Origin of the sequence: uncultured Pseudosulfitobacter sp. (genome assembly GCF_963976325.1) — a bacterium.
In the GTDB taxonomy this organism is placed as follows: domain Bacteria; phylum Pseudomonadota; class Alphaproteobacteria; order Rhodobacterales; family Rhodobacteraceae; genus Pseudosulfitobacter.
Genome location: NZ_CAXBJW010000001.1, coordinates 231,882 through 257,063 on the forward strand (window position 1 = coordinate 231,882; position 25,182 = coordinate 257,063).

At 61.5% G+C, this 25,182-nt stretch carries 27 protein-coding genes; 17 read left to right on the forward strand and 10 right to left on the reverse strand.

Annotated features, from left to right (window positions below; translation table 11 throughout):
• Positions 1-42: 42 nt before the first annotated feature.
• The 10 genes from AAC077_RS01150 to AAC077_RS01195 all read left to right on the forward strand — a co-directional run bounded on the left by AAC077_RS01150 (position 43) and on the right by AAC077_RS01195 (position 9,868).
• The gene (locus tag AAC077_RS01150; RefSeq protein WP_339766075.1) at positions 43-1,188 is read left to right on the forward strand and encodes an acyl-CoA dehydrogenase family protein; all 1,146 of its coding nucleotides are present in this window, start codon (positions 43-45) and stop codon (positions 1,186-1,188) included.
• Positions 1,188-2,807: an AMP-binding protein gene (locus AAC077_RS01155; RefSeq protein WP_339766077.1), complete on the forward strand. Its 1,620-nt coding sequence runs from the start codon at positions 1,188-1,190 to the stop codon at positions 2,805-2,807. The genes AAC077_RS01150 and AAC077_RS01155 overlap by 1 nt, the downstream gene beginning before the upstream one ends.
• The gene (gene kynA, locus AAC077_RS01160) at positions 2,804-3,619 is read left to right on the forward strand and encodes a tryptophan 2,3-dioxygenase (protein ID WP_339766079.1); all 816 of its coding nucleotides are present in this window, start codon (positions 2,804-2,806) and stop codon (positions 3,617-3,619) included. Before AAC077_RS01155 ends, kynA begins: the two co-directional genes overlap by 4 nt.
• Positions 3,619-4,803, forward strand: coding sequence for a kynureninase (gene kynU, locus AAC077_RS01165; RefSeq protein ID WP_339766081.1), 1,185 nt, complete (start codon positions 3,619-3,621; stop codon positions 4,801-4,803). Before kynA ends, kynU begins: the two co-directional genes overlap by 1 nt.
• Before the next feature lie 63 nt (positions 4,804-4,866).
• Positions 4,867-6,009, forward strand: a complete 1,143-nt coding sequence (locus AAC077_RS01170) for an ABC transporter substrate-binding protein (protein ID WP_339766083.1) — start codon at positions 4,867-4,869, stop codon at positions 6,007-6,009.
• A gap of 98 nt (positions 6,010-6,107) precedes the next feature.
• A complete protein-coding gene (locus tag AAC077_RS01175) occupies positions 6,108-7,025 on the forward strand; it encodes a branched-chain amino acid ABC transporter permease (protein WP_339766085.1) in 918 nt (305 codons plus the stop codon).
• A gap of 1 nt (position 7,026) precedes the next feature.
• The gene (locus tag AAC077_RS01180; protein WP_339766087.1) at positions 7,027-8,010 is read left to right on the forward strand and encodes a branched-chain amino acid ABC transporter permease; all 984 of its coding nucleotides are present in this window, start codon (positions 7,027-7,029) and stop codon (positions 8,008-8,010) included.
• Positions 8,003-8,758, forward strand: coding sequence for an ABC transporter ATP-binding protein (locus AAC077_RS01185; protein WP_339766089.1), 756 nt, complete (start codon positions 8,003-8,005; stop codon positions 8,756-8,758). The genes AAC077_RS01180 and AAC077_RS01185 overlap by 8 nt, the downstream gene beginning before the upstream one ends.
• Positions 8,755-9,447, forward strand: a complete 693-nt coding sequence (locus AAC077_RS01190; protein ID WP_339766091.1) for an ABC transporter ATP-binding protein — start codon at positions 8,755-8,757, stop codon at positions 9,445-9,447. Before AAC077_RS01185 ends, AAC077_RS01190 begins: the two co-directional genes overlap by 4 nt.
• Before the next feature lie 25 nt (positions 9,448-9,472).
• Positions 9,473-9,868: a RidA family protein gene (locus AAC077_RS01195; RefSeq protein WP_339766094.1), complete on the forward strand. Its 396-nt coding sequence runs from the start codon at positions 9,473-9,475 to the stop codon at positions 9,866-9,868.
• On the opposite strand, the gene AAC077_RS01200 is transcribed toward AAC077_RS01195, so the two are convergent.
• From AAC077_RS01200 to AAC077_RS01210, 3 genes are read right to left on the reverse strand one after another with little or no spacing between them, the layout of a single operon-like run.
• Positions 9,849-10,646: a metal ABC transporter permease gene (locus AAC077_RS01200; protein WP_339767912.1), complete on the reverse strand. Its 798-nt coding sequence runs from the start codon at positions 10,644-10,646 to the stop codon at positions 9,849-9,851. The two genes, AAC077_RS01195 and AAC077_RS01200, sit on opposite strands and share 20 nt — an antisense overlap.
• A complete protein-coding gene (locus tag AAC077_RS01205; RefSeq protein ID WP_339767913.1) occupies positions 10,636-11,412 on the reverse strand; it encodes a metal ABC transporter ATP-binding protein in 777 nt (258 codons plus the stop codon). Before AAC077_RS01205 ends, AAC077_RS01200 begins: the two co-directional genes overlap by 11 nt.
• Positions 11,413-11,435: 23 nt before the next feature.
• Entirely contained in the window at positions 11,436-11,915 is a 480-nt protein-coding gene (locus tag AAC077_RS01210; RefSeq protein WP_339766096.1) for a transcriptional repressor, read from the reverse strand.
• 85 nt (positions 11,916-12,000) lie between these two features.
• Between AAC077_RS01210 and AAC077_RS01215 the strand changes: the two genes are divergently transcribed.
• Entirely contained in the window at positions 12,001-13,068 is a 1,068-nt protein-coding gene (locus AAC077_RS01215; protein WP_339766098.1) for a zinc ABC transporter substrate-binding protein, read from the forward strand.
• A 145-nt stretch (positions 13,069-13,213) separates the two neighbouring features.
• Here AAC077_RS01215 and AAC077_RS01220 read toward each other — a convergent pair whose 3' ends face one another.
• Positions 13,214-15,238, reverse strand: a complete 2,025-nt coding sequence (locus AAC077_RS01220; protein ID WP_339766100.1) for a PhoX family phosphatase — start codon at positions 15,236-15,238, stop codon at positions 13,214-13,216.
• A 272-nt stretch (positions 15,239-15,510) separates the two neighbouring features.
• Between AAC077_RS01220 and AAC077_RS01225 the strand changes: the two genes are divergently transcribed.
• From AAC077_RS01225 to AAC077_RS01250, 6 genes are all read left to right on the forward strand, one after another.
• Positions 15,511-16,152, forward strand: a complete 642-nt coding sequence (locus AAC077_RS01225) for an ATP-dependent Clp protease proteolytic subunit (protein WP_028958095.1) — start codon at positions 15,511-15,513, stop codon at positions 16,150-16,152.
• 157 nt (positions 16,153-16,309) lie between these two features.
• A complete protein-coding gene (gene clpX, locus AAC077_RS01230; RefSeq protein ID WP_028958094.1) occupies positions 16,310-17,575 on the forward strand; it encodes an ATP-dependent Clp protease ATP-binding subunit ClpX in 1,266 nt (421 codons plus the stop codon).
• A 75-nt stretch (positions 17,576-17,650) separates the two neighbouring features.
• Positions 17,651-18,013, forward strand: coding sequence for a RidA family protein (locus AAC077_RS01235; protein WP_339766113.1), 363 nt, complete (start codon positions 17,651-17,653; stop codon positions 18,011-18,013).
• 88 nt (positions 18,014-18,101) lie between these two features.
• A complete protein-coding gene (locus tag AAC077_RS01240) occupies positions 18,102-18,485 on the forward strand; it encodes an NADH:ubiquinone oxidoreductase subunit NDUFA12 (protein WP_339766115.1) in 384 nt (127 codons plus the stop codon).
• A complete protein-coding gene (gene mlaD, locus AAC077_RS01245; protein ID WP_339766117.1) occupies positions 18,486-18,947 on the forward strand; it encodes an outer membrane lipid asymmetry maintenance protein MlaD in 462 nt (153 codons plus the stop codon).
• Complete coding sequence (locus tag AAC077_RS01250; RefSeq protein WP_339766119.1) at positions 18,944-19,309, forward strand: DUF2155 domain-containing protein; 366 nt, start codon at positions 18,944-18,946, stop codon at positions 19,307-19,309. The genes mlaD and AAC077_RS01250 overlap by 4 nt, the downstream gene beginning before the upstream one ends.
• Here the strand turns inward: AAC077_RS01250 and aat are convergent.
• From aat to AAC077_RS01280, 6 genes are all read right to left on the reverse strand, one after another.
• Entirely contained in the window at positions 19,273-19,905 is a 633-nt protein-coding gene (gene aat / locus AAC077_RS01255) for a leucyl/phenylalanyl-tRNA--protein transferase (protein WP_339766121.1), read from the reverse strand. The genes AAC077_RS01250 and aat overlap by 37 nt on opposite strands.
• Complete coding sequence (gene accC / locus AAC077_RS01260) at positions 19,905-21,257, reverse strand: acetyl-CoA carboxylase biotin carboxylase subunit (RefSeq protein WP_339766123.1); 1,353 nt, start codon at positions 21,255-21,257, stop codon at positions 19,905-19,907. The genes aat and accC overlap by 1 nt, the downstream gene beginning before the upstream one ends.
• A gap of 10 nt (positions 21,258-21,267) precedes the next feature.
• Positions 21,268-21,762: an acetyl-CoA carboxylase biotin carboxyl carrier protein gene (gene accB / locus AAC077_RS01265; protein WP_339766125.1), complete on the reverse strand. Its 495-nt coding sequence runs from the start codon at positions 21,760-21,762 to the stop codon at positions 21,268-21,270.
• A gap of 365 nt (positions 21,763-22,127) precedes the next feature.
• Positions 22,128-23,321 (reverse strand): calcium-binding protein, encoded by a 1,194-nt coding sequence (locus AAC077_RS01270; RefSeq protein WP_339766127.1) that lies wholly within the window; start codon positions 23,319-23,321, stop codon positions 22,128-22,130.
• A 322-nt stretch (positions 23,322-23,643) separates the two neighbouring features.
• Complete coding sequence (locus AAC077_RS01275) at positions 23,644-24,399, reverse strand: ABC transporter ATP-binding protein (protein ID WP_339766129.1); 756 nt, start codon at positions 24,397-24,399, stop codon at positions 23,644-23,646.
• Between the two features lie 11 nt (positions 24,400-24,410).
• Complete coding sequence (locus AAC077_RS01280) at positions 24,411-25,172, reverse strand: ABC transporter ATP-binding protein (RefSeq protein WP_339766131.1); 762 nt, start codon at positions 25,170-25,172, stop codon at positions 24,411-24,413.
• Positions 25,173-25,182: the final 10 nt, after the last annotated feature.

Here is a 25,182-nt window from a genome sequence, read left to right on the forward strand (position 1 = left end):
CGGCGGGGATTTTTTTGAACCAGAGAAGAAGGGCGCCAAGCCATGTCTGACCGATCGTTTCTGAACTGGCCGTTTTTCGAGCCGCGCCACAAGGCGTTGGCAGACGACCTTGATGCCTGGTGCGCGGCCAACCTGCCAGTGGATCATTCCGACGTGGACGGGGCTTGTCGCGGTTTGGTGGCGGCGCTGGGCGATGCAGGTTGGTTGCAGCACTCGGGTGGTGATCTGGATGTGCGCACGCTGTGCCTGATCCGCGAGACATTGGCGCGGCATGACGGGTTGGCCGACTTTGCCTTTGCAATGCAGGGGCTGGGCACGGGGGCGATTTCGCTGTTCGGGACCGAGGCGCAGAAACAGGCGTGGCTGCCGCTGACGCGAACGGGGCAGGCGATTTCGGCCTTTGCGCTGACAGAACCGCAATCTGGTTCGGATGTGGCAAGTTCAACCATGTCTGCGGTGCTGGATGGCAATGAATTTGTTCTGAATGGACAAAAGACCTGGATCAGCAACGGCGGGATTGCAGATGTGTATTGCGTCTTTGCACGGTCCGAAGACGTGCCCGGAGCGCGGGGCTTGTCCGCCTTTGTCGTGCCTGCCGACACGCCCGGACTGGAGATCACCGAGCGGTTGCAAGTGATCGCGCCGCACCCGTTGGCAACGCTGACATTCACCGATTGCCGCGTGCCTGCGTCGGCGTTGCTGGGCGAACGGGGCAAGGGGTTTGGCATTGCGATGTCGGTTCTGGATGTGTTCCGGTCGACCGTTGCGGCGGCGGCGTTGGGCTTTGCCCGTCGCGCGCTGGACGAGGCGTTGGCCCGTGTCACGTCCCGACAGGTGCAGGGGGCGGCGCTGGCGGAATTGCAGTTGGTTCAGGGGCATATCGCCGAGATGGCGCTGGATGTGGATGCTTCGGCCTTATTGATTTACCGCGCCGCGTGGACCAAGGATTCAGGCGCTTCGCGCGTGACGCGCGAGGCGGCGATGGCCAAGCTGTTTGCAACGGATCAGGCGCAAAAGGTGATTGATGCGGCGGTGCAGTTGCACGGCGGAGACGGTGTGCGCAGCGGTCAGATGGTGGAAAGCCTGTACCGCGAGATCCGCGCCCTGCGCATCTACGAAGGGGCGTCGGATGTGCAGAAGGTCGTGATTGCACGGCAGACTTTAGCGAACTTTGCAGGAGAAAAGTGATGTTGGGACCGTCGGCACATGTAGATACGTTTTCACGTGACAACCTGCCGCCGCAGGACCAGTGGCCGGAGTTTGCGACGGGTGGGTTCGATTATCCTGACCTTCTGAATGTGGGCGTTATTTTGACCGACGAGATGGTGGCCAAAGGCTTTGGCGATCACACGGCGTTGATCGGGAACGGGCGGCGGCGGACCTATAAAGAGATGTCCGACTGGACCAACCGGCTGGCGCATGTATTGGTTGAAGATCTTGGCGTAAAGCCCGGTAATCGCGTGCTTATCCGGTCAGCCAACAATCCTGCGATGGTGGCCTGCTGGCTTGCCGCGACCAAGGTGGGTGCGGTTGTGGTGAACACCATGCCAATGCTGCGTGCGGGCGAATTGCGCGCGATTGTGGACAAGGCCCAGATCAGCCACGCGCTGTGCGACACGCGCCTGCTGGACGAATTGATGACCTGCGCCGAAAGTTCGGCCTTCCTGACCAGTGTGACCGGCTTTGACGGGACATCGAACCACGACGCCGAGCTGGACCGGCTGGCACTGGAAAAGCCAGTGAAATTCGACGCGGTGCAAACCGGTCGGGACGATGTGGCGCTGTTGGGGTTCACCAGCGGCACCACCGGCAGCCCCAAGGCGACGATGCATTTTCACCGTGATCTGCTGATGATCGCAGACGGTTATGCGCGCGAGGTTCTGGGCGTTGTGCCCGAGGATGTCTTTGTCGGCTCGCCGCCCCTGGCATTCACCTTCGGCCTTGGCGGGCTGGCGATTTTTCCGTTGCGGTTCGGGGCCGCGGCGACCTTGCTGGAAAACGCATCGCCGCCGAATATGATCGAGATTATCGAGAAATACCATGCAACCGTGTGCTTTACTGCCCCCACAGCTTACCGCGCCATGTTGCGTGCGATGGACGAAGGGGCCGACCTGAGCAGCCTGCGCGCCGCCGTGTCGGCGGGCGAAACCTTGCCCGCACCGGTCTATGAAGAGTGGATGACCAAGACCGGCAAGCCGATGCTGGACGGGATCGGTGCCACCGAAATGCTGCATATCTTTATCTCGAACCGTTTTGACGATCACCGCCCGGCGTGCACGGGCAAGCCGGTGTCGGGCTACCGCGCCAGAGTGGTGGACGCCGATGGCGCGGAAGTGCCGCGCGGCACGGTGGGCAGGCTGGCCGTGCAGGGGCCAACCGGCTGCCGTTATCTGGCAGATGCGCGGCAGGCGGACTACGTGCAGGGCGGCTGGAACATCACCGGCGACAGCTTCACGATGGACGAAGACGGCTATCTGCATTTCGCGGCGCGCAATGACGACATGATTGTCAGCGCGGGCTATAACATCGCCGGACCCGAGGTCGAGGCGGCCTTGCTGTCGCACCCTGATGTGGTGGAATGCGCTGTTGTGGCCAAGCCGGACGAGGCACGTGGCCAGATCGTTCAGGCGCATGTGGTTGTCGCTGAAGGTGTTGCGAAGGATGCAAACCTTATCAAGTCGTTGCAGGACCATGTTAAAGCGACCATTGCCCCCTATAAGTACCCCCGTGACATCCAGTTCACTGATGCGCTGCCCAAGACGGCCACCGGGAAAATCCAACGTTTTGCTTTGAGAGGCACCGAATGACAGACCACCACGGCGCAAAGCTCGATTTCAGCAAGGATATGTCCTATGGCGACTATCTGGGACTGGATGCGATCCTGACGGCGCAACACCCGCGCTCGGATGCCCATGACGAGATGCTGTTTATCGTACAGCACCAGACATCCGAATTGTGGATGCGGCTGGCGATTCACGAGTTGCAGACGGCGCGGGCGCGTATAACCGCCGGGGAATTGCAGCCTGCGTTCAAGATGTTGACCCGTGTGGCGCGGATATTCGAGCAGTTGAACGGGGCATGGGATGTTCTGCGCACCATGACGCCCAGCGAATACACGGCGTTTCGCCCGTCCTTGGGCAATTCGTCCGGGTTTCAGTCGCATCAATACCGGATGGTGGAATACCTGTTGGGCAACCGGCAGGTGGCGTTGAAGAAGGTGCATGAACACCGCTCCGAAGCGCACGCAGCACTTGAGGCAGAACTGGCGCAGCCCAGTCTGTATCAGGTGGCATTGGCCGTTGTGTCGGAAAAACTGGGTTTGGACGCACCGGATGCGACGCCGTCGCAGACCGCCTGGTCGGCAAATCCCGCGGTTCAGGATATGTGGAAAACGGTTTACCAAGATCCAGCAACCCATTGGGAGCTGTACGAACTGGCGGAAAAGCTGGTGGATCTTGAGGACTACTTTCGCCGGTGGCGGTTCAACCATGTGACCACTGTGGAACGCATCATCGGGTTCAAACGCGGCACGGGCGGAACATCCGGTGTGGCCTATTTGCGCAAGATGCTTGAGGTCGAACTGTTCCCGGAACTTTGGCACGTCAGAGGAGAGTTGTGATGGTTTTGCGTAAAGAGATGTTCGATCTGCCCGAGGGTGTGCTGTATCTGGACGGCAACTCGTTGGGACCATTGCCTAAGGCGGCGCGGGCACGGGTGTCTGGCATGATTGCCGACGAATGGGGGCAGATGCTGATCCGCGGCTGGAACGATGCGGGATGGATGGCGCAGCCTGCACGTCTCGGGGACAAGATTGCCCGTCTGATCGGCGCGCCCGGAGGGTCGGTGGTGATGGGCGACACGCTGTCGATCAAGGTCTATCAGGCTGTCGCGGCGGCATTAAAACTGCGGCCCGGTCGCAAGGTGATCCTCAGCGACACCGGCAATTTTCCCACCGATTTGTATATGGTTCAGGGGCTGATCAACACGCTGGATCAGGGTTATGAGCTGAAAACTGTCGCACCCGAAGATGCAGCCGACGCCATCGACGATACTGTGGCGGCGGTGATGCTGACCGAGGTGGATTATCGCACGGGCCGCAAGCATGACATGAAGGCAATCACCGAGATTGCCCATGCCAACGGTGCCGTGATGATCTGGGATCTGGCGCATTCCGCCGGTGCCGTGCCGGTCGACCTGGCCGCCAGCAATTGCGAGATGGCGGTGGGTTGTACATATAAATACCTCAACGGCGGTCCCGGCGCGCCTGCGTTCATCTATGTGCGCCCCGATCTGGCGGCAGAGGTGCAGCCGGCGCTGGCCGGCTGGATGGGGCATGATGCGCCGTTTGATTTCGATCGGGATTACCGCCCCGCAGGCGGAATCGAACGGATGCGCGTTGGCACGCCGCCGATCATCCAGCTTGCGGCCCTTGAGGCCGCGATGGAGGTTTGGGAAGGCGTCGATATGGCCGATGTGCGCGCCGCATCCATCGCGCTGCAAGAGGTGTTCATCCGCGAGGTCGAGGCCCGCGTGCCCGAATTGACGCTTTCCAGTCCGCGCGATGCGGGACAGCGGGGCAGCCAGGTCTCGTTCCGTTTCGACGAAGGTTATGCCGCGATGCAGGCATTGATCGCGCGCGGTGTGATCGGGGATTTTCGTGCGCCCGACACCATGCGATTTGGTTTTACGCCGCTTTACCTCGACGAGGCGGACGTGATGGCTGCTGTCGCACATATTGAGACCGTGATGCGTGACAAACTGTGGGATGATCCGCAATATCGCAAACGTAGCAGGGTGACCTGACGACAGCATCCAAAGAAACGAAAAGAGGGGCGCAATGACCCCATCAACACGGGAGACGACGAAATGACACTTAAATCACTGGTAACAGCCGCCTGTATGGCACTGGCAGGCACGGCGGCGCTGGCCGAAGGGCATGGCGGCAAGGTCAAGGTCGGCATGATCACCACGCTTTCAGGCGGCGGTGCGGGCTTGGGCATTGATGTGCGCGACGGCTTTATGCTGGCGGCCAAGGGCAACGACATGCTGGATATCGTTATCGAAGACGACCAGCAAAAGCCCGACATCGCAGTGCAACTGGCCGACAAGATGATCCAGTCCGAGAAGGTCGATGTCATGACCGGTATCATATGGTCCAACCTGGCCATGGCCGTGGTGCCCAGCGTGACAGCCCAGGGCAAATTCTACCTGTCGCCCAACGCCGGTCCGTCTGCATTGGCGGGCAAGGGGTGCAGCCCGATGTATTTCAACGTCGCATGGCAGAACGACGCCTTTTACGAGGCAGGTGGGCTGTGGGCCAATGACAACGGGATCGGGAAAGTGTTCCTGATGGCGCCCAACTATCCGGCGGGCATCGACGGCATGACTGGCTTTAAACGCACCTTCAAGGGCGAGGTCGTGAACGAGGTTTACACCAAGCTGGGCCAGACCGATTATGCCGCCGAGATCGCGCAAATCCGTGCCTCGGATGCGGATACTGTCTATTTCTTCCTGCCGGGCGGCATGGGCATTTCGTTCATGAAACAATGGGCCGGCTCGGGCGTCGACAAAAACGTGATGGGCCCTGCGTTCAGCTTTGACCAAGGTATCCTGGGCGCGATCGGCGATGCTGCCTTGGGCGTCAAGAACACGGCGCATTGGTCCAAGGATCTGGACGTTCCCGGCAACGCTGATTTCGTAAAGGCGTTTCAGGATGAATACGGTCGTCTTCCTTCGCTTTACGCGGCCCAAGGATATGACACCGCGTTGTTGCTGATCTCGGCCATGGGCAAGGCAGATGTGAAAGACGCGGCCGCGTTTCAGGCTGCACTGGAAGAGGCTGATTTCCAGTCGGTGCGTGGCAAGTTTTCGTTCGCGCCCAACCATCACCCTGTTCAGGACATCTATATGCGCGAAGTCGTCAAGGAAGGTGACGTGGTCACCAACCGCATGATCGGCGTGGCATCGACCGATCAGTCGGACGTCTACGGCGCAGACTGCAAGATGTAAGACCCTTGGCTCTGGCAGGTTTTCTGCCAGAGCCAAATTCCTGAAACACAATAATTTTCAAAGGCTTGCTGGTGCGTGGCGCGGGGCAGGGTTGGCAAATGACACCAATGTTGTTGATAGAACAGGTCTTGAACGGGCTGCAATCGGGGATCATGTTGTTCCTGATGGCCGCCGGTCTGACGCTGATTTTCGGGGTCATGGGGTTGATCAATCTGGCCCATGGATCGCTGTATATGGTCGGCGCTTTTGCAGCGGCGGCGGTGGCGGGATGGACCGGATCGTTTGTGCTGGCCATGGCGGCAGCGCTGGCGGCTGCGGCCCTGGCCGGGTGCATCATTGAAATGGTGGTGATCCGCAGGTTGTATGACCGCGACCATCTGGATCAGGTGCTGGCGACCTTTGCGTTGATCCTGATCTTTTCCGAAGGCACGCGGTGGCTGTTCGGATCGTTCCCGCTTTACTTGGATGTGCCCGCGGCATTGTCCGGTCCGGTGACATTGCCCGGTGGTATACTGTACCCGTCCTATCGTTTGCTGATCATCGTGATCGGGCTGCTGATCGCCTTTGGCCTGTTCCAGTTGATCGCCCGCACGCGCATCGGCATCCAGATCCGCGCAGGCGAAAGCGACCGCGAGATGATCGGTGCCTTGGGTGTCGACATCAGCCGTCTTTACACCATCGTTTTTGCCCTTGGTGCCGCACTGGCCGGTCTGGCCGGAGCGCTGGTGGGCGCTATTCAGTCGGTGCAGGTGGGCATGGGCGAGCCTGTGCTGATCCTGGCCTTTGTGGTGATCGTGATCGGCGGCATCGGGTCGATCAAGGGCGCGCTGGTCGGCGCGTTGTTGGTGGGGCTGACCGACACGCTGGGTGGTGTGCTGTTGCCGCTGTTGTTTGGTCTGTTCATGGACCCGTCCAGTGCGACAACCATCGGCTCGGCGCTGGCGTCGATGTCGATCTATATCCTGATGGCGCTGGTTCTGCTGTTCCGGCCCACCGGCCTGTACGGAGGGGCATAAGATGCGGCGCGAGACACTATTGAACACACTGCTGTATCTGGCGATGCCTGTGGCCGCTGGACTGGCCTTTGCGCTGGACGAGCCGTTTTTGATCACGCTGATCACCCGCGCCGCGATCTTTGCACTGGCGGCTGTGGGGTTGAACCTGGCGCTTGGGCTGGGCGGGCTGGTCAGTCTGGGCCATGCGGCATTTTTCGGGATTGGCGGCTATGCCATGGGCATTCTGGCGCATCACGCCCAGACCTATAGCCCGATGATCGACGGCTGGATCGTGATCGAGGGGACCAAGTCGATGCCGGTGATCTGGCTGGTGGCGATTGTCACCAGCGCGCTGGCCGCACTGGCCATCGGGGCGTTGTCGCTGCGCACCTCGGGTGTTTACTTTATCATGATCACGCTCGCCTTCGGACAAATGCTGTATTACTTCGCGATTTCCTGGCCTGCCTATGGTGGCGAGGACGGTCTAAGCATCTATGTGCGCAATGGTTTTCCGGGGCTGAACACGTTGGACCCGATGCAGTTTTTCCTACTGGTCTTTGTGATCCTGTCGGTGGTCCTGTGGTGGATGGGCCGACTGGCGCGCGCGCCCTTTGGTCTGGCGCTAAGTGCGGCGCGGCAAAACGCCGAGCGGGTCGAGACCGTGGGTCTGGGACCCTACCGGTTGCGGCTGGTGGCATTCGTGATTTCGGGCGCTGTGACGGGGCTGGCTGGGGCACTCTTTGCCGACCTGAACCGCTTTGTCAGCCCAACGATGTTCAGCTGGCAGATGTCGGGTGAGTTTATCGTGTTTATCGTGCTGGGCGGTGTAGGGCGTTTGTTCGGGCCAGTCGCGGGAGCGATGGTGTTTGTCTTGCTGGAATACCTGCTGTCGCCACTGTCCGAGTTCTGGCTGATCTACGTGGGTGCGATCCTGCTGCTGGTGGTGTTGTTCGCACGCGGCGGGCTGATCGGGTCGCTGGCAGGACGGGAGGTGGCCCATGACTGAACCGCTGTTGCATGTGGACGGGCTGTACCGGGCCTTTGGCGCGTTGCAGGCCACGGACGGGGTGACGCTGACGCTGATGCCTGGTGAAATTCACGCGTTGATCGGGCCGAACGGGGCCGGTAAATCGACGCTGATCAAACAGATCGCGGGCGGGCTGATGCCCGATGCGGGGCGTGTCTGGTTCAAAGGGCGCGATGTAACGGCGCTAAGCACGCAGGCGCGGGCGCAAGCGGGGCTGGGGCGCACGTTCCAGATTTCGTCGCTGGCGATGGAGGCGACAGTGCTGCAAAACGCGGTGCTGGGTGCGCTGGGGCGGGCCGGATCGGTCTGGCGGTTCCTGCGTCCGGTGATGCGCGATGCCGAACTGGTCGCACAGGCACAGGCGGCGCTGGACCGCGTCGGGCTGGCCGATCACGCTGCCACCCGTACGGCCGAGCTGAGCCATGGCCAGCGGCGATTGCTTGAGGTTGCGGTGGCGCTGACGCTGAAACCCCATGCCTTCGTGATGGATGAACCGATGGCGGGCCTTGGCGCGTCGGGCTCGAAACGTATGACCACTTTTCTGGACGGTCTGCGCCGCGAGGCGCCGATCCTGCTGGTCGAACATGACATGGACGCGGTGTTTGCGCTGGCCGACCGGATCAGCGTGCTGGTTTATGGCAAGATCATCGCCACCGGTACGGCGGACGAGATCCGCGCCGACCCGTTGGTGCGCACCGCCTATCTGGGCGAGGAGGACGCGGCATGAGCCTTTTGTTGGAGCTTGAGCAGATCCAGGCGTTCTACGGGCAGTCGCAGGCGCTGTTCAGCGTCGATCTGGACGTGGCCGAAGGCCAGGTTGTCGCCCTGATGGGGCGCAACGGCATGGGCAAGTCATCGACCATCAAGGTGATCAGCCGCCTGCTGAAACACACATCCGGCACAGTCAGGCTGGACGGGCGCGACATTGGCAACCTGCCGCCACACAAGGCCGCGCAGGCTGGTCTGGGGCTGGTCCCCGAGGGGCGACGCTGTTTTGCCAACCTGACGGTGCGCGAAAACCTGATCGCGGCGGCGCGGCCTGGGCATTGGGACATGGCGCGGGTGACGGCGCTGTTTCCGCGGCTGGAAGAGCGTCAGGACCAGCTTTCGGCTTCGCTGTCGGGCGGCGAGCAGCAAATGCTGGCCATCGGGCGCGCGCTGATGACCAACCCGCGCCTTTTGATGCTGGACGAGGCCACCGAGGGGCTGGCGCCCGTGGTGCGGCAAGAGATATGGGCCGCCGTGCGCACGTTGAAATCCGAGACGGGCCTTGGCCTGTTGGTGGTCGACAAATCGCTGGCCGAACTGCGTCAGGTCGCAGATCGCGCTGTAATTCTGGAACGCGGCATTTCGGTGTGGCGCGGCGATATGGCGGCTTTGGACCGCGATATTGCGGATAAATTTTTGGGCGTCTGACGTCCGTGTATATAGGAGGTGGCCAATGGCCAATCGCATCATTCAACCCGACGGTTGGAAACCCGCCAAGGGTTACGCCAACGGCGTTCTGACCAAATCCGGCACGCTCTATGTGGGCGGGCAAATCGGCTGGACCGTCGATCAGGTGTTCGAAGCGCATGATTTCATCGGCCAGATGCGTCAGGCGCTGTCCAACATCCGCACCGTGGTCGAGGCGGCAGGGGGCACATGTGCCGACATCGTGCGGCTGACGTGGTACGTCACGGACAAGGCCGATTACCTGGCGCATCAGTCCGAGGTTGGGGCGGCGTACCGCGACGTGCTGGGCCGGAATTTCCCTGCCATGACCATGGTGGTGATCGACGCGCTGGTCGAGGACGAAGCGTTGCTGGAAATCGAAGCTACCGCCGAGATCGGGTAACACTGCGCAGCACCGAGGTCAGCACAAAGGCTCCGGCCGCGACGCTGACAATGCTGGGGCCAGTGGGCGTATCCCATTGAAAGGATGCGCCCAATCCGCCCAATGCTGCCAATGCTCCGATGCCGGCGGCGATGGCAGCCATTGCCTCGGGCGTGCGGGCCAAGGGCCGTGCCGCAGCGGCGGGAATGATCAGCAGGGCGGCAATCAACAGCGCACCCACCACTTTGATTGCGCAAGCCACGGTAATGGCCAGCGTCAGCGTCAGCACCAGTTGCTCGCGGCGTGGGTTGATGCCGCTGGCCTGTGCCAGATCAGGATTAAGCGTGGCCGACAGCAGCGCCGTCCAGCGCCAGACCAGCATGGCGATGACCAGCGCGGCACCGCCCCAGATCAGCGCCAGATCGCTTTTGGTGACGGCCAGGATGTCGCCGAACAGATAGGCCATCAAATCCACCCGCACCCCGTGCAGCAGCGACACCGCGACCAGCCCCAGCGCAAGGGCTGCATGGGCCATCACGCCCAGCAGCGTATCCTCGGCCAGCCCGCGCCCCGACAGGGTGCTGACCGCCAGTGCCATCAGCAGTGCCACCACCAGAACGCCCAGCAGCACAGGCCCCTGAAAGGTCAGCGCCAGCGCCACGCCCAACAGGGCCGCGTGCGATGTGGCGTCGCCGAAATAGGCCATGCGCCGCCAGACCACGAAACAGCCCAAGGGGGCGGCGGCAAGGGCGACGCCGATGCCGGCAAGGGCGGCGCGCAGGGCGAAATCATCCAGCATGGGTGTGGCCTTTGTGCTTTGCGTCGTGACCGTGCGTGTGGTCGTGATCATGCCCGTGATCGTGGTTGTGATCGTGTCCATGCCCGTGATCGTGATTGTGCTCGTGGCGATACAGCGCCAGTGCGCCTTGGGTGCCGGTGCCAAACAGCGCGCGGTATTCCGGCGCATCGCGCACCACGTCGGGGGTCCCTTCGCAGCAGATGTGGCCGTTGACGCACAGCACCCGATCGGATGCGGCCATGACCACGTGCAAATCGTGGCTGACCATCAGCACCGCACAGCCCAGATCGGCGCGGACCTCTTCAATCTGCCGATAAAAGGCGGCAGAGCCGGGCTGATCAAGTCCCTGGGTCGCTTCATCGAGGATCAGAAGATTGGGCCGCATCAGCAGCGCACGCGCCAGCAGCACGCGCTGGAACTGGCCGCCCGACAATTCCGACATCTGCGCGCGGCCCAGATCGGGCAGGCCCGCGTGGCGCAGCGCATCGGCCACCGCCTGCGGCTTGCTGCGGCGGGGCAGGTTCATGAACCGCTGCACGGTCAGCGGCAGCGTCGGATCAATGTGCAGGCTTTGCGGGACATAGCCGATGGACAGGTCCGGCGCGCGGGTGATGGTGCCCGACACCGGCGTCAGCGCGCCTATCAACCCTTTGAGCAGCGTGGACTTTCCCGACCCGTTCGGTCCGACGATGGTCACAATCTCGCCCGCGTTTATGGAGAAATCGACGTGGCGCAGCACGGGGGTGCCGCCCTGGGCCAGCGTCATGCCGTGCGTTTCGATCAGCGCGGTCACGCGGCGGCGTCCTGACAGTCGGGGCACAGGCCTTCGGCCTCGATCACGGTGCGCTCGATTTTGAACCCCGTGTCGCGGGCGGCGTCGCCCAGACGGCCTCGGGCCATTTCGGTTTCGGCTTCGGCCACGGATTTGCAGGACCGGCAGATCAGGAAAGCGGGCGCATGGTCCGATCCCAGATGCGCGCAGGCGATATAGGCGTTCAGGCGTTCGATCTTGTGAGCAAAGCCCGCCGATGTCAGAAAATCCAGCGCCCGGTAGGCGACAGGGGGTTGCGAGCCGAGCCCGTCTTCTGACAGATGCGCCAGCAGGTCATAGGCCCCCAATGCGCGGTGTTCGCGCAGCAAGATTTCCAGCGCACGGCGGCGCACCGGCGTCAGTTTCAGCTTGTGCGTGGCGCAATGGCGTTCTGCGGCTGCGATGGACGTGTCGATGCAGGCGGCGTGATCGTGGCGGTGAAAGCCGATGGCGGGCATGATGGAAATCTCCGTCGTTTTGTGGGTTGATATGTTATAGCATAACAAATAGCAAGGCCCCGAAATGCATACCGGAGAGACTGTGATGATCAATAAAGTAGGACTGGCCCTTGTGTTCAGTGCGACCGCAGCAATGGCCGAAGCGCCGCGCGTGGCGGTGGACATCGCCCCCGTGCACGCGCTTGTGGCGCAGGTCATGAAGGGCGTGGGCACGCCCGAACTGATCGTCCCGCCCGGCGCGTCGCCTCACGGCTACGCCCTGCGCCCGTCCCAGGCGCGCAGCCTGTCGCAGGCGGATGCGGTGGTGTGGGTCGGTCCCGGTCTGACCCCGTGGCTTGAGGGGCCGCTGGATGCGCTGGCGGGTGATGCGTCGCAGCTGGTGCTGATGGACGTGCCGCAGGTGCTGAAGCTGAAAGTGCGCGAAGGTGGCGGGTTCCAAGGACACCATCATGGCGATGAAGGCGACGCGGCGGATCATGCGGGGCATGACCACGAAGACCACGACCACGAAGACCACGACCATGAAGATCACGGGCATGAAGACCACGGGCACGACGATCATGATCACGAGGGTCACGATCACGACGAGCATGATCACGAGGGCCACGATCATGCCGAGGAAGCACACGCAGATCACGTGGATCACACGCTGGACCCGCACGCGTGGCTGGCACCCGAAAACGCAGCACTTTGGATGCTGGAAATATCCGTTGTTCTGGGCGCGCTCGACCCCGACAACGCGGTCACCTACGAGGCCAACGCCCGCGACGGGGCTGCGGCCCTTGCGGGGCTGACCGCGGACATCAATGCGATCCTCGACCCTGTGCGCGGGCGGCCCTTTGTGGTCTATCACGATGCCTACCAGTATTTCGAGCGCAGCTTTGACATGCCCGCAACCGGATCGCTGAGTGGTGGCGACGCACAGCCCGCCGGCGCCGCCCGGGTGGCCGAGATTCGCGACATGGTCGCTGATGCGGGCGTGAATTGTGTCATGTCCGAGCCGCAGTTCAACGCAGGTCTGGTCACCGCGGTGGGCGCTGCAAAGACCGGCGTGGCCGATCCATTGGGCGCATCGCTAACGCCCGGACCTGCGCTGTACGACGAGGTGTTGCGCGGTTTGGCGACATCATTGGCCGCGTGTTTGCAAGACTGAGACCGGGTTTCGGGGGCGCTGCCCCCGGCGCTTTGCGCCTCCCCCGGCGTTTATCTGGCAAGATGAACAAGGGGGTATGAAAAAGACCCCGCCCTGTCAGGGGCGAGGTCCGAGCCGTGCTGAAAAGAGATTGATTGGAATAAGGTCAGGTGGCGATTTTACCGCCGCCTTTTTTCGTGACCACCAGCACCGAAGGGCGCGGCGGCATAGCCGGGTCGAAGTCGGGCCAGCGGGTGGCGGGATCTTCAAAGGTCGAGTTGCGCTCGAAGCCTACAAGGTCCTTGGTGCCGTCGGTGCCGGGGTGCTGGACAGCTAGGAAAAGCGTGTCCATCGGTTCGGTGAAATATGGCCCGCACAGCTCGCCGCCGACGGGGCAGCGGAAAAACAATTTCGACGTGCCGCGCGCGGCGCCTTCGGTTTCCAGCGCATAGAGCCCGTCGGATTTGCCGGTCTTGCCCCAGCCGGACCCCTGGTCGGTCGAAATCCAAAGACGGCCATCGGCGTCGATGGCGGCGTTGTCGGGCGAGCCGAACCAGCCGTTTTCCGAAGTGTCCGGGTTCCACTGTGCGCCCACTTCGGTCACCGCAGGATCACCGCATTTCACCAGGATCGACCAGGTGCCGGTGGTGGCCGAATGCAGGCCGCCGTCTTCCTTGATCTCGATGATGTGGCCAAAGCTGCTGTCGGCGCGCGGGTTGGCGGCGTCGACCTGATCGGGTTTGCGCTTGGTGTTGTTGGTCAGCATGATGTAGGCGGTGCCGTCGCCGCGCGGTTGCGCGTCTTCGGGGCGGTCCATCGGCGTGGCGCCCAAGGCATCAGCGGCCAGACGGGTGTCGATCATCACGTCGGCCTGGCTGTCAAAGCCGTTTTCGGCGGTCAGCGGACCGGTGCCATGCACCAGCGGCAGCCAAGTGACGGTGCCGTCTTCGTCAAAGCGGGCGACGTAAAGCGTGCCGTCGGACATCAGCGACGATCCGAATGTCTCGTCGCCGGTCACGCTGCCGTTCGAGACATATTTGTACTGATAGTCAAAGCGGTTGTCGTCGCCGCAGTAGACCACCAGCTTGCCGTCTTCAGAAACGCAGGTTTCGGCGCCTTCATGGCGGAAACGACCCAAAGCGGTGTGTTTGATCGGCATGGCGTCGGGGTTGCGCGGGTCAACCTCGACGATCCAGCCCCAGCGGTTCGGCTCTTGCGGCTCAAGGTCGATGTTCCAGTGGTCGTGGAACTTGCCCCAGGCGTACCAACGCCCCGGCACGCCGTAGCGCTTCAGTTTCGCGGCCTCGGGGTGTTCCGAGATGTCTGGGTTGCCCTCGGCGTCCAGCTTGTCGGTCCAGAAGTAGCCGTGGAAGTTTTCCTCGGCCATCAGGTAGGTGCCCCAGGGTGTCATGCCGCCTGCACAGTTGTTGACGGTGCCCATCACGGTCATGCCTTCTGGGTCGGCATTGGTCTGCATACGCGCATGACCTGCGGCGGGGCCGTCGAGGGTCATCTTGGTGTTAAGCGGTGTGATGCGGCGGTTGTATTTGCTGTCGCGCACCAATTCCCATTTGCCGGCATCGTTGCGGGCAATCTCGACGACAGTGCCACCGTGCGCGGCCATTTCGATGTCGATCAGCTCGGGCGTCATGCCTGCGAAATCGACGTTGTCCTGACGGCCAAGGCCGGGGAACATGACCTCTTCGTTGGTGTATTCGTGGTTGACGCACAGCAGGCCGCGGTCGGGGTTGCCGTCCAGCGGAGTAAAGCCCACGTAGTCGTTGTTATAGCCGAACTGCTGCAACTGGGCGGCGGCGGTCTGGTTCATCACGTCGAATTCGGGTGCATCTGCGGTGATCGGATCGCCCCAGCGCAGCAGCACGTCGGCGTCGTAACCTTCGGCGATGTGGTGGGTGGCATCGTTGCCCCAGGACAGTTCGTCGAACACGTAACGTGACCCGGCGGCGGCATCAGCCGGGGTGGGGGCCATCATCGCGGCACTGCCGAACAGGGCGGTCGTGGCGGTCACACCCAACGTGCCACGCAGGATGTCGCGGCGCGAATAGCGTGCGGCGATCACGTCACCGATGGTGCGGCCGAGGTTTGGGTTGGTCGGGATGTCGTCGAAGGCTTCGTATGCCTCGGCCTTGTTGCCGATGTCGGGGGCGTTGATGATGCTGCGGCGATTCATTTGGGTCTGTCCTCACATGGGGCTGATGATTTGTGCACCGGATGCCGCAAAAGTGTAACGGGGGTGTGACAGCGGGGCGGTCGGTATTAATCATTTGGGCCGCTGATACACCTGCGTGTTTCCGGGCAAGATGTAGGCACGCAACCGTGTGCGAGGCACCATTGCAGCAGCTTTTGACAGGTCGCGGGGTTGCAGGTCGGAAATGGCGATACTAAGACTCAGGTAACACCTTTGCAGGTATGGTCCCGCAAAGGCTGACGAGGCAGGAACACATGCACGATCCAATCGACACATATATGAACACGCTGGTCCCCATGGTGGTGGAACAGACAAGCCGCGGCGAACGCGCCTATGACATTTTCTCGCGCCTGTTGAAGGAACGGATTATCTTCCTGTCCGGTCCGGTGCATGATGGCATGTCATCGCTGATCGTCGCCCAGTTGCTGCACCTTGAGGCGGAGAACCCCAGCAAGGAAATCAGCATGTATATCAACAGCCCCGGCGGCGTTGTGACCTCGGGCCTGTCGATCTACGACACCATGCAGTACATCAAACCCAAGGTCAGCACGCTGGTCATCGGGCAGGCGGCGTCGATGGGGTCGTTGCTGCTGACGGCCGGTGCTGCGGGCATGCGGTTCTCGTTGCCCAACAGCCGCGTGATGGTCCACCAGCCGTCCGGTGGCTATCAGGGTCAGGCGACCGACATCATGATTCACGCGCAGGAAACACAAAAGCTGAAAACGCGCCTGAACGAGATTTACGTGCGCCACACTGGTCAGACGTTGGAAAAAGTCGAGGCCGCGCTGGAGCGTGACAACTTCATGTCGCCCGACGAGGCCAAGGACTGGGGCCTGATCGACGAGATCGTCGAAAACCGCGAGAAGGCTGAAGAGGCCAAAGACGACGCGAAGTAAGCGGCACGGGGTGCCCGGTTGTCGGCGTTAGGCAATCGGGCATTTTGACATTGTGGAGCGTCTGGGGCTGCCTTAAACTGTCCCGAACATCCGCGAAACAGGCTGCTGCACCATCGGGCGCAGCGGTGATAAAACGGCAAAACCTGAAAGGGTGGACATGGCGAACAATTCAGGCGGCGACAGCAAAAACACGCTTTATTGCAGTTTCTGTGGCAAAAGCCAGCACGAGGTCCGCAAGCTTATTGCAGGGCCCACGGTGTTCATCTGTGATGAATGCGTCGAGCTGTGCATGGACATTATCCGCGAAGAAACCAAGGCAAGCGGGCTGAAGTCGACCGACGGTGTGCCCACGCCACGCGACATTTGCGGCGTGCTTGACGATTATGTGATCGGTCAGGCGATGGCCAAGCGTGTGTTGTCGGTGGCTGTGCACAACCACTACAAACGCTTGAACCACGCACAAAAGGGCGGTGACATCGAGCTGTCGAAATCGAACATCCTGCTGATCGGCCCCACCGGCTGCGGCAAGACCCTGCTGGCGCAAACGCTGGCGCGGATTCTGGATGTGCCGTTCACGATGGCAGATGCGACCACACTGACCGAAGCCGGTTACGTGGGCGAGGATGTGGAAAACATCATCCTCAAGCTGCTGCAATCCAGCGAATACAACGTCGAACGCGCGCAGCGCGGCATCGTCTATATCGACGAGGTCGACAAGATCACGCGCAAGTCGGAAAACCCGTCGATCACCCGCGACGTGTCGGGCGAGGGCGTGCAGCAGGCGTTGCTGAAGCTGATGGAAGGCACTGTTGCCTCGGTGCCGCCGCAGGGCGGGCGCAAGCATCCGCAGCAGGAGTTCCTGCAAGTGGACACCACCAACATCCTGTTCATCTGTGGCGGGGCCTTTGCCGGTCTGGACCGGATCATTGCCGCACGCGGCAAAGGGTCGGCCATGGGCTTTGGCGCCGATGTGCGCGACAATGACGAACGTGGCGTGGGTGAAATTTTCACCGACCTCGAACCCGAAGATCTGCTGAAATTCGGCCTGATCCCGGAATTCGTCGGCCGTCTGCCGGTTCTGGCGACGCTGGAAGACCTGGACGAGGACGCGCTGGTCACGATCCTGACGCAGCCCAAGAACGCGTTGGTCAAACAGTACCAACGTCTGTTCGAGATCGAGGACACGGTGCTGACCTTTACCGATGATGCGCTGAGTGCGATTGCAAAACGTGCGATCCAGCGCAAAACCGGCGCACGCGGTCTGCGGTCGATTCTTGAGGACATCCTGCTGGACACCATGTTCGAACTGCCCGGTCTGGACAGCGTCACCGAAGTGGTCGTCAACGAAGAGGCGGTGAATTCAGACGCCGCACCGCTGATGATCCATGCGGATGCAGAAAAAGCTCCTGCAACCGCAGGTTAAGGCGGATGTGTTGAGGCAAGTATCAAAGGCGGTGCGCAAGCGCCGCCTTTTTTGTGGCAACAGTGGAAATGTGACATGACACTTAAACGGATACACTCAGGCAAGCCATTCGAGACAAAGATCGGCTATTGCCGCGCCGTGGTCGCAGGCGGCTTTGTCCATGTGGCGGGCACCGTCGGGCAGGGCGACACGGTCGAGGCGCAATGCGCCTCCGCGCTCGAAATCATCGGCAAGGCGTTGAGCGAGGCGGGCAGTGGCTTCGACAAGGCCGTGCGCGTGACCTACATGCTGCCCAACGCCGCCGATTTCGAGGCCTGCTGGCCGCTGCTGCGAGAGACATTTGGCGACAACCCGCCCGCGGCGACCATGATCGAATGCGGGCTGATTGATCCCAAGTTCCTGATCGAGATCGAAGTCACGGCATTCGCGGGCACGTAACCGCCCGAAAAGACCGCTGCGCGTACCTGTCCACTGGACCTTGTGCGCGCGATGCGGCATAGACGATGCAAAGCTTTCGGAGGCCAAAATGGGTATTCTCAAATCAATGTTGCGCGCGGTGACGTGGTGGAACGGGCAAACCCTGAACACGCAGTTGTTCACGTGGCGCAAGGGCACCAAGGTCGGCGAAGATGCCGAGGGCAATATTTTCTACCGCAACGCGGACGACAGCAAACGCTGGGTGATTTTCAACGGCGAGGCGGAAGCGTCGCGTATTGACCCCAACTGGCACGGCTGGCTGCACCGCACCTGGGACGAGCCGCCGACGGACAAGCCGCTGGTGCACAAGGTTTGGGAAAAGCCGCACCAGGAAAACCTGACGGGCACCGCGATGGCCTATGCGCCTGCGGGGTCGATCCGGCGCGTGCAACCCGCGGACCGCAGCGATTACGAGGCGTGGAGCCCCGAATAAATGGCCGAAAACACAACAGAAGTTCTGGTGGGCGGCGTGGTTCTGGCTGCCGCCGTTGCCTTTGGCATCTATGCCGCGCAAGCGGCCGGTCTCAGCTCGGGCGGTGACAGCTATCCGTTGCACGCCAGCTTTCGCAGCCTTGAAGGCGTGAGTGTCGGCACCGATGTGCGTCTTGCTGGCGTCAAGGTCGGCACCGTGTCGGGCGTGGCGCTGAACCCTGAAACATTTCGCGCCGACACCACCGTGGATGTGGCCAAAGCCATCGAGATCCCCGACGACAGCGCCATCGTGATCAGTTCCGAAGGGTTGCTGGGTGGGAATTTCGTTGAAATCGTGCCCGGCGGGTCGCCGTTTTACTTTGAACCGGGCGACCAGATCACCGACACCCAAGGCGCTGTTTCCCTGATTTCCCTGCTGTTGAAATTCGTGGGCGGCGGCAGCGACGGGGCGGCGACCGAGTGAAACATCTGTTGGCAGCCCTGTCGATGCTGGCGCTGGCGTTGCCTGTGGCGGCACAGCAACCGGAAACGGCCAATGCCAGCGGCGCTGTGCTGCGCGGGCTGGACACGTTCAACGGCCACGTCACCGACATGAACGTCGCAGCCGGTCAAAGCGTTCAGTTCGGGCGTCTGAACATCGTTCTGCGCGAATGCCGCTATCCTGCGGGCAACCCGGCGGGCGATGCTTATGCGTCGCTTGAAATCAGCCAGCAGGGCCGCGAGGGCGTGATTTTCTCGGGCTGGATGATCGCCTCGGCGCCCGCGCTCAGCGCGATGGAGCACCCGCGCTACGACGTCTGGGTGCTGCGCTGCACCACGGAATGAAGCGGGGCAGGGGGCAGCAGTGTAAAGCTGGCCTGTCCCTCTAGCGCGCGCTCCAGCATCTTGTGATAGGCGGCGCGCGACACTTCGATCCCGCCCAGTGACGCCAAGTGATCGGTCAGAAACTGCGTGTCGAACAGGGTGAAACCGCTGCGCTTCAAATGGTCAACGCAGGCCCCCAACGCCATCTTTGACGCGTTGGTGCGCCGTGAAAACATGCTTTCGCCAAAGAATGCCGTGCCCAGCGTGACACCATAAACGCCGCCCACCAGTTCATCCCCTTCGTAAAGCTCAAAGGAATGGGCGTGGCCCATCTGGTGCAATGCATTGTAAAGGCTTCGAATTTCGGCGTTGATCCAGGTCTCGGCGCGGTCGGCACAGGCATCGACAGTGCCCAGAAAGTCGGTGTTGATTGCCACCCGCCAATCGCTGCGGCGCATGGCGCGGGCCAGGCTGCGGGACATATGAAATCCGTCCAGCGGCATCACCCCGCGCTTGCGCGGATCGACCCAGAAAATCTCCGGGTCGTCGCGGTGTTCGGCCATCGGGAAAATCCCGATGCTGTAGCCATGCAGCAAAATCTCGGGTGTGAGATCCATTATGCAGGCTGTAGATGCGTCTCCAGCCAGTGTTCCAGCCAGTGAATGTTGTAGTTGCCCGAATGGATGTCAGGCTCTTGCAGCAGCGCATCGAACAGCGGGATGGTGGTGTCCACCCCGTCCACGATCAGCTCGCCCAAGGCACGGTGCAGACGCGCCAGTGCTTCGGGGCGGTCACGACCGTGCACGATCAGCTTGCCGATCAGGCTGTCGTAATAGGGCGGGATCGAATAGCCGTCATACAGCGCCGAATCCATCCGAACCCCCAGACCGCCGGGCGCGTGGTATTGCGTAATGCGACCGGGACAGGGGGCAAAATTGGGCAGGCGTTCGGCGTTGATGCGCACCTCGATGGCGTGACCGTTGATCTTCAGGTCGTCTTGGGTGAACGACATCGGCAGGCCTGCGGCCACGCGGATTTGTTCGCGCACCAGATCGACGCCAAAAATGCCTTCGGTCACAGGGTGTTCCACCTGCAAGCGGGTGTTCATCTCGATGAAATAGAATTCGCCGTTTTCGTACAGAAACTCGATCGTGCCCGCACCGATATAGTTGATGTTGGCGCAAGCGTCGGCACAGATTTTGCCGATGCGGTCGCGTTCTTCCTGGGTGATGGTGGGGCCGGGGGCCTCTTCGAACACTTTCTGGTGGCGCCGTTGCAGCGAACAGTCGCGTTCGCCCAAATGCACCGCGTTGCCCTTGCCATCGCCGAACACCTGGATTTCGATGTGGCGGGGCGTGGTCAGATATTTCTCGATATAGACTTCGTCGTTGCCAAAGTTTGATTTGCCCTCGGCGCGGGCGGTCATGAACGCCTTTTCCATGTCCGCAGCAGTCTGGGCCACTTTCATGCCCTTGCCGCCGCCACCGGCGGTCGCCTTGATGATGACGGGATAGCCCATCTCGGCGCCGATGCGCTTGGCGTCGTCCAGCGTATCAACGCCGCCGTCCGAGCCGGGAACACAAGGCACGCCCAGTTTTTTCATCGTGTCCTTGGCGGTGATCTTGTCACCCATGACACGGATGTGATCGGCTGTCGGGCCGATAAAGGTCAGGTCGTGGTCCTGAATGATCTGCACGAACGCAGCATTCTCGGACAGGAAGCCATAGCCGGGGTGAATCGCCTCGGCTCCGGTGATTTCGCAGGCGGCGATGATCGACGGGACCGACAGATACGACTGTGCGGACGAAGGCGGGCCGATGCAGACGCTTTCGTCGGCCATGCGCACATGCATCGCGTCGCTGTCGGCGGTCGAATGGACCGCGACGCTGCCGATGCCCATTTCGCGGCACGCACGGATGACGCGCAGGGCGATCTCTCCGCGGTTGGCGATCAGAATTTTGTTAAACATTGTCAGACCCTTATTCCAGGATCACAAGCGGTGCGCCAAATTCGACCGCGGCGCCATCATCCACAAGGATACGCTTGACGGTGCCGGCGCGGGGGGCCGGAATGTGGTTCATGGTTTTCATCGCTTCGACGATCAGCAGCGTGTCGCCTTCGGCCACCGTGGTGCCGACCGAGATGAACGCGGGCGCGCCGGGTTCGGCTTGCATATAGACGGTGCCGACCATGGGCGAGGTCACCGCACCGGGATGGTCTGCGGGATCTTCGTTGGCGGCAGGAGCCGACGCTGCGGCAGCGGCAGGTGCGGCAGCAGCCGGGGCCGCGGAAATCTGGGCCGGTGCGGGCGCATAGCCTGCGACGGGCGGGTGTTCGCGTGTGACGCGCACGTTCAGGCTGTCGTCTTCCGCATAGTCGCGTTTGACCTGAAGCTCTGTCAGATCGTTTTCGCGCAGCAGTTCGGCCAGCGCCTTGATAAAGGCCACGTCGTCGTCGTGTTTGTTCTTTGTCATTGTCGTCCTCGACCTCTTGCCAGGGGCGTTGAACGCCCCCTGTTCTGGGGTCGGGTTATAGGCCAGATATGCCGCATTGGAAAGCATGGCTTTGGCAGATTGATGCTGGTGCCTGCGCGTACCGTCACGGATTGCTTGCGTGACAGCGGGCAGATGACCGGCGCCACCGGCAAACTGTGCTGCCCCCTGGCTGCGCGCAGTCATAAGATCGGTCCCAAGGGGGGCGATCCTTTGGGGTCTTAGCGGCATTTTCCTACGCGGTGTCGGGGTATCGGCAGGAACCACGATGGCCAAGTGCTGAAAACAGATTTGCGGGCGCTGTTGCAACACAACGCCCGCAATTGCGGTGGTTCAAACTGTGTGACTTAGGCGACGAGGAATGCGTCGCCCGGTGTCATGAAGTTGTCACCCGTCAACTCACCCGGTTTCACATCCAGGAAGGTCACGGTGATATCGTCAGCGTTGCTAAAGCCGCTCATGCCGCCCAGCCCCAGATCCTGATAGAGACCCGACAGGTCCAGCACCGCATTGCCACCGGCATAGGTCAGATGCGCCAGAACGTCGGCATCGCTGAACGCGGGCAGGCCGCCAACCAGCGCGTCGGGCAGGCTGACCATATCGCGGGTCGCGTCGAAATCGGTGATGATGTCGGCCCCGCTGTTGCCCGCGAAGACAAACACATCGCTGCCCGAACCGCCGCTGAGCATGTCATTGCCGCGCCCGCCGTCGATCAGATCTTCGCCAGTGCCGCCAAACAGTTGGTCGTCGCCGTTGCCCCCGTACAGACGGTCCTTGCCACCGTCGCCGTACAGCACGTCGTTTCCTTCGCCGCCGCGCAACACGTCCTTGTTGTTGCCGCCCATCAGCGTATCGTTGCCACCGTGACCGTTCAGAACATCGCGGCCCTGGCCGCCCATGAACACGTCGTCGTTCGCGCCGCCGTACATCACGTCATTGCCGTTGCCGCCGCGCACTTCGGACGCAAAGACAGCGGGGTTGTCGTAGTTGTCGTAGTTCAGATCATCCTGCACGGCGCTGTAAAAATCATTGCCGTCGCCCAGGAACACCCGGTCCAGCGTGCCTGCGTTCAGCACGCGGTCGTCGCCGCTGCCCATGCGCAGGGTGCCAGCCACGTCACCGCGCATTGTATCGGTTGCGAAGTTCTGGAAATAATCGTCGCCGCCGCCCATGCGCACGTCGCCGCCGATGCTGCCGTAGTTGTCGATCAGATCACTGCTGTTGCCCAATGTGACATCGCCGCTGACCAGCCCAAGGTTGTTCAGATAATGCTCGCCCTGGCCGATCAAATCGAGGTCACCGTAGATGGCAGTGCCTGTTTCCATGAAAAGGGCGGCGTCGCCGTCACCTTGGCCAAAGAAGCCGCCGGTGATCGAAGACCCGCTGGTAAGGGTTGCTTTGTAAGCCGACTGGTTGACCGTTCTCTCTGTGGCGAAATCGCCGGTGTAAGTGAAAGTGTACGGAAATGCGCCCAGTGCAACGGTGGTCGCGTCCGTCAAGTTGTTGCCGGGAGTGAAGGTAACGTACGAAAGATGTGCCATCTGTGGGCTATCCCTTTTGCGAATGTGAACGGAAAAGGGGGAGACAGCGCGCCAGATCAAGGTTCTGAGGCTGCAAGCCTGTCACAAGAAATGGCACAAGAATGATGTAATCATCCTGCCGAATGGCAGAATTTGCTAAAGAAAATGGCATCTTAATCAACCCCCAGGTCAATGCCATGATTTTGCCTTAATTGGCGGGGGCTGCCTAGGGAAAACGACGAACGTTTCCAAAAGAGGAACAAACCCCAAGTATCGTTCGCGGATCGGCATGAAAAAACCGGCCGCAGGGGCCGGTTTCAATCATAGGTGGAATTTGTGCAATTCAGATCGCCAAGTATTCTTCGCGCAGCTCTTTGTTCTCAAGCACTTCGGCGGCGGTGCCGTCAAAAACGATTCCCCCCGTGTCCAGAATCACCGCGCGGTCGGCCAGTTTCAGCGCCCGCACCGCGTTCTGCTCGACGATCACGGTTGTGATGCCCTGTTCCTTGATAATCCGCAGTGTTTTTTCGATTTCGTCGACGATCACGGGCGCCAACCCTTCGTAGGGTTCGTCCAGCAACAGCACCTTGATGTCCCGGGCCAGCGCGCGGGCGATCGCCAGCATTTGCTGTTCGCCGCCCGACAGGGTCACGCCCTCTTGCAGTCGCCGTTCGCCCAAACGCGGGAACAGGTCATACAAGCGCTCGATTGACCAGCCGATAGGGGGGGCGATCTGGGCCAGTTTCAGGTTCTCCTCGACGGTCAGACCCTGAATAATCCGCCGGTCCTCCGGGACCAGACCCAGACCGGCCTGCGCGGCCTCGAAGCTGGACATGTTGTGCAGCGGTTTGTGATCCAGCCAGATCTCGCCCTTGCGCACTTCGGGGTCACCGATGCGCGCGATGGACCGCAAGGTTGACGTTTTGCCCGCGCCGTTCCGGCCCAGCAGCGCCAGGATCTCGCCCTCGTGGACATTAAAGCTGACACCTTGGACGATATAGCTTTCGCCGTAATAGGCGTGCACATCCCAGACCGATAGAAAGGCCGGGGCCGTGGCCGCGTGGTTTGCGTTCTTCGAGAAGTCGGGTTGAGTGTTCATCCGGCCCGTCCTTATGCTGCCTGGGTTTCGCCAAGGTAGGCTTCGCGCACCTTGGGATGGCCCTTGATGTTGTCGGGGGTGTCTTCGACCAGCGGGGTGCCCTGTGCCAGAACGGTGATCCGCTCGGCCAGAGAGAACACAACATGCATATCGTGTTCGATGATGGCGATGGTAATGTCGCGCTCGGCCTTGATCTGTTTCAGCAGGTCGATGGTGTTGTTGGTGTCGGCCCGCGCCATGCCGGCGGTGGGTTCGTCCAGCAGCAACAGGCGGGGTTCCTGGGACAGGCACATGCCGATCTCCAGCCGCCGCTTGTCACCGCGCGACAACGATGCCGCGTGCATGTGGCGTTTGTCGGCCATGTTCATTTCTTCCAGCATGTGTTCGGCCCGTTCCACGATGTCACGGTCGTCCAGCATGTTGGTCATCGCGTTCAGCCCAAACGACCCGTCCCGCTTGGCAAAGCAGGGGATCATCATGTTTTCCATCACCGTCAGATCGCCAAAGATTTCCGGCGTCTGGAAAACGCGGCTGATGCCCATCTGGTTGATTTCATAGGGCTTGCGCCCCAGCACGGATTGGCCGTCAAACAACACGGACCCGGTGTCGGGGATCAGTTTGCCCACCAGACAGTTCAGTAACGTGGATTTGCCCGCGCCGTTGGGTCCGATGATCGCATGAACGCTGTTCTCCGCGATGCTCAGGTTGACATCCCCCAGCGCCTGCAACCCGCCAAAGCGTTTGCCGACATTTTTGACTTCGAGAATACCCATTTGTCTCTCT

Bases quoted from the DNA above. Each gene is read 5' to 3' on its own strand.
- AAC077_RS01150 (WP_339766075.1), top strand. From the start codon at position 43: ATGTCTGACCGATCGTTTCTGAACTGGCCGTTTTTCGAGCCGCGCCAC.
- AAC077_RS01155 (WP_339766077.1), top strand. From the start codon at position 1,188: ATGTTGGGACCGTCGGCACATGTAGATACGTTTTCACGTGACAACCTG.
- kynA (WP_339766079.1), top strand. From the start codon at position 2,804: ATGACAGACCACCACGGCGCAAAGCTCGATTTCAGCAAGGATATGTCC.
- kynU (WP_339766081.1), top strand. From the start codon at position 3,619: ATGGTTTTGCGTAAAGAGATGTTCGATCTGCCCGAGGGTGTGCTGTAT.
- AAC077_RS01170 (WP_339766083.1), top strand. From the start codon at position 4,867: ATGACACTTAAATCACTGGTAACAGCCGCCTGTATGGCACTGGCAGGC.
- AAC077_RS01175 (WP_339766085.1), top strand. From the start codon at position 6,108: ATGACACCAATGTTGTTGATAGAACAGGTCTTGAACGGGCTGCAATCG.
- AAC077_RS01180 (WP_339766087.1), top strand. From the start codon at position 7,027: ATGCGGCGCGAGACACTATTGAACACACTGCTGTATCTGGCGATGCCT.
- AAC077_RS01185 (WP_339766089.1), top strand. From the start codon at position 8,003: ATGACTGAACCGCTGTTGCATGTGGACGGGCTGTACCGGGCCTTTGGC.
- AAC077_RS01190 (WP_339766091.1), top strand. From the start codon at position 8,755: ATGAGCCTTTTGTTGGAGCTTGAGCAGATCCAGGCGTTCTACGGGCAG.
- AAC077_RS01195 (WP_339766094.1), top strand. From the start codon at position 9,473: ATGGCCAATCGCATCATTCAACCCGACGGTTGGAAACCCGCCAAGGGT.
- AAC077_RS01200 (WP_339767912.1), bottom strand. From the start codon at position 10,646: ATGCTGGATGATTTCGCCCTGCGCGCCGCCCTTGCCGGCATCGGCGTC.
- AAC077_RS01205 (WP_339767913.1), bottom strand. From the start codon at position 11,412: ATGACGCTGGCCCAGGGCGGCACCCCCGTGCTGCGCCACGTCGATTTC.
- AAC077_RS01210 (WP_339766096.1), bottom strand. From the start codon at position 11,915: ATGCCCGCCATCGGCTTTCACCGCCACGATCACGCCGCCTGCATCGAC.
- AAC077_RS01215 (WP_339766098.1), top strand. From the start codon at position 12,001: ATGATCAATAAAGTAGGACTGGCCCTTGTGTTCAGTGCGACCGCAGCA.
- AAC077_RS01220 (WP_339766100.1), bottom strand. From the start codon at position 15,238: ATGAATCGCCGCAGCATCATCAACGCCCCCGACATCGGCAACAAGGCC.
- AAC077_RS01225 (WP_028958095.1), top strand. From the start codon at position 15,511: ATGCACGATCCAATCGACACATATATGAACACGCTGGTCCCCATGGTG.
- clpX (WP_028958094.1), top strand. From the start codon at position 16,310: ATGGCGAACAATTCAGGCGGCGACAGCAAAAACACGCTTTATTGCAGT.
- AAC077_RS01235 (WP_339766113.1), top strand. From the start codon at position 17,651: ATGACACTTAAACGGATACACTCAGGCAAGCCATTCGAGACAAAGATC.
- AAC077_RS01240 (WP_339766115.1), top strand. From the start codon at position 18,102: ATGGGTATTCTCAAATCAATGTTGCGCGCGGTGACGTGGTGGAACGGG.
- mlaD (WP_339766117.1), top strand. From the start codon at position 18,486: ATGGCCGAAAACACAACAGAAGTTCTGGTGGGCGGCGTGGTTCTGGCT.
- aat (WP_339766121.1), bottom strand. From the start codon at position 19,905: ATGGATCTCACACCCGAGATTTTGCTGCATGGCTACAGCATCGGGATT.
- accC (WP_339766123.1), bottom strand. From the start codon at position 21,257: ATGTTTAACAAAATTCTGATCGCCAACCGCGGAGAGATCGCCCTGCGC.
- accB (WP_339766125.1), bottom strand. From the start codon at position 21,762: ATGACAAAGAACAAACACGACGACGACGTGGCCTTTATCAAGGCGCTG.
- AAC077_RS01270 (WP_339766127.1), bottom strand. From the start codon at position 23,321: ATGGCACATCTTTCGTACGTTACCTTCACTCCCGGCAACAACTTGACG.
- AAC077_RS01275 (WP_339766129.1), bottom strand. From the start codon at position 24,399: ATGAACACTCAACCCGACTTCTCGAAGAACGCAAACCACGCGGCCACG.
- AAC077_RS01280 (WP_339766131.1), bottom strand. From the start codon at position 25,172: ATGGGTATTCTCGAAGTCAAAAATGTCGGCAAACGCTTTGGCGGGTTG.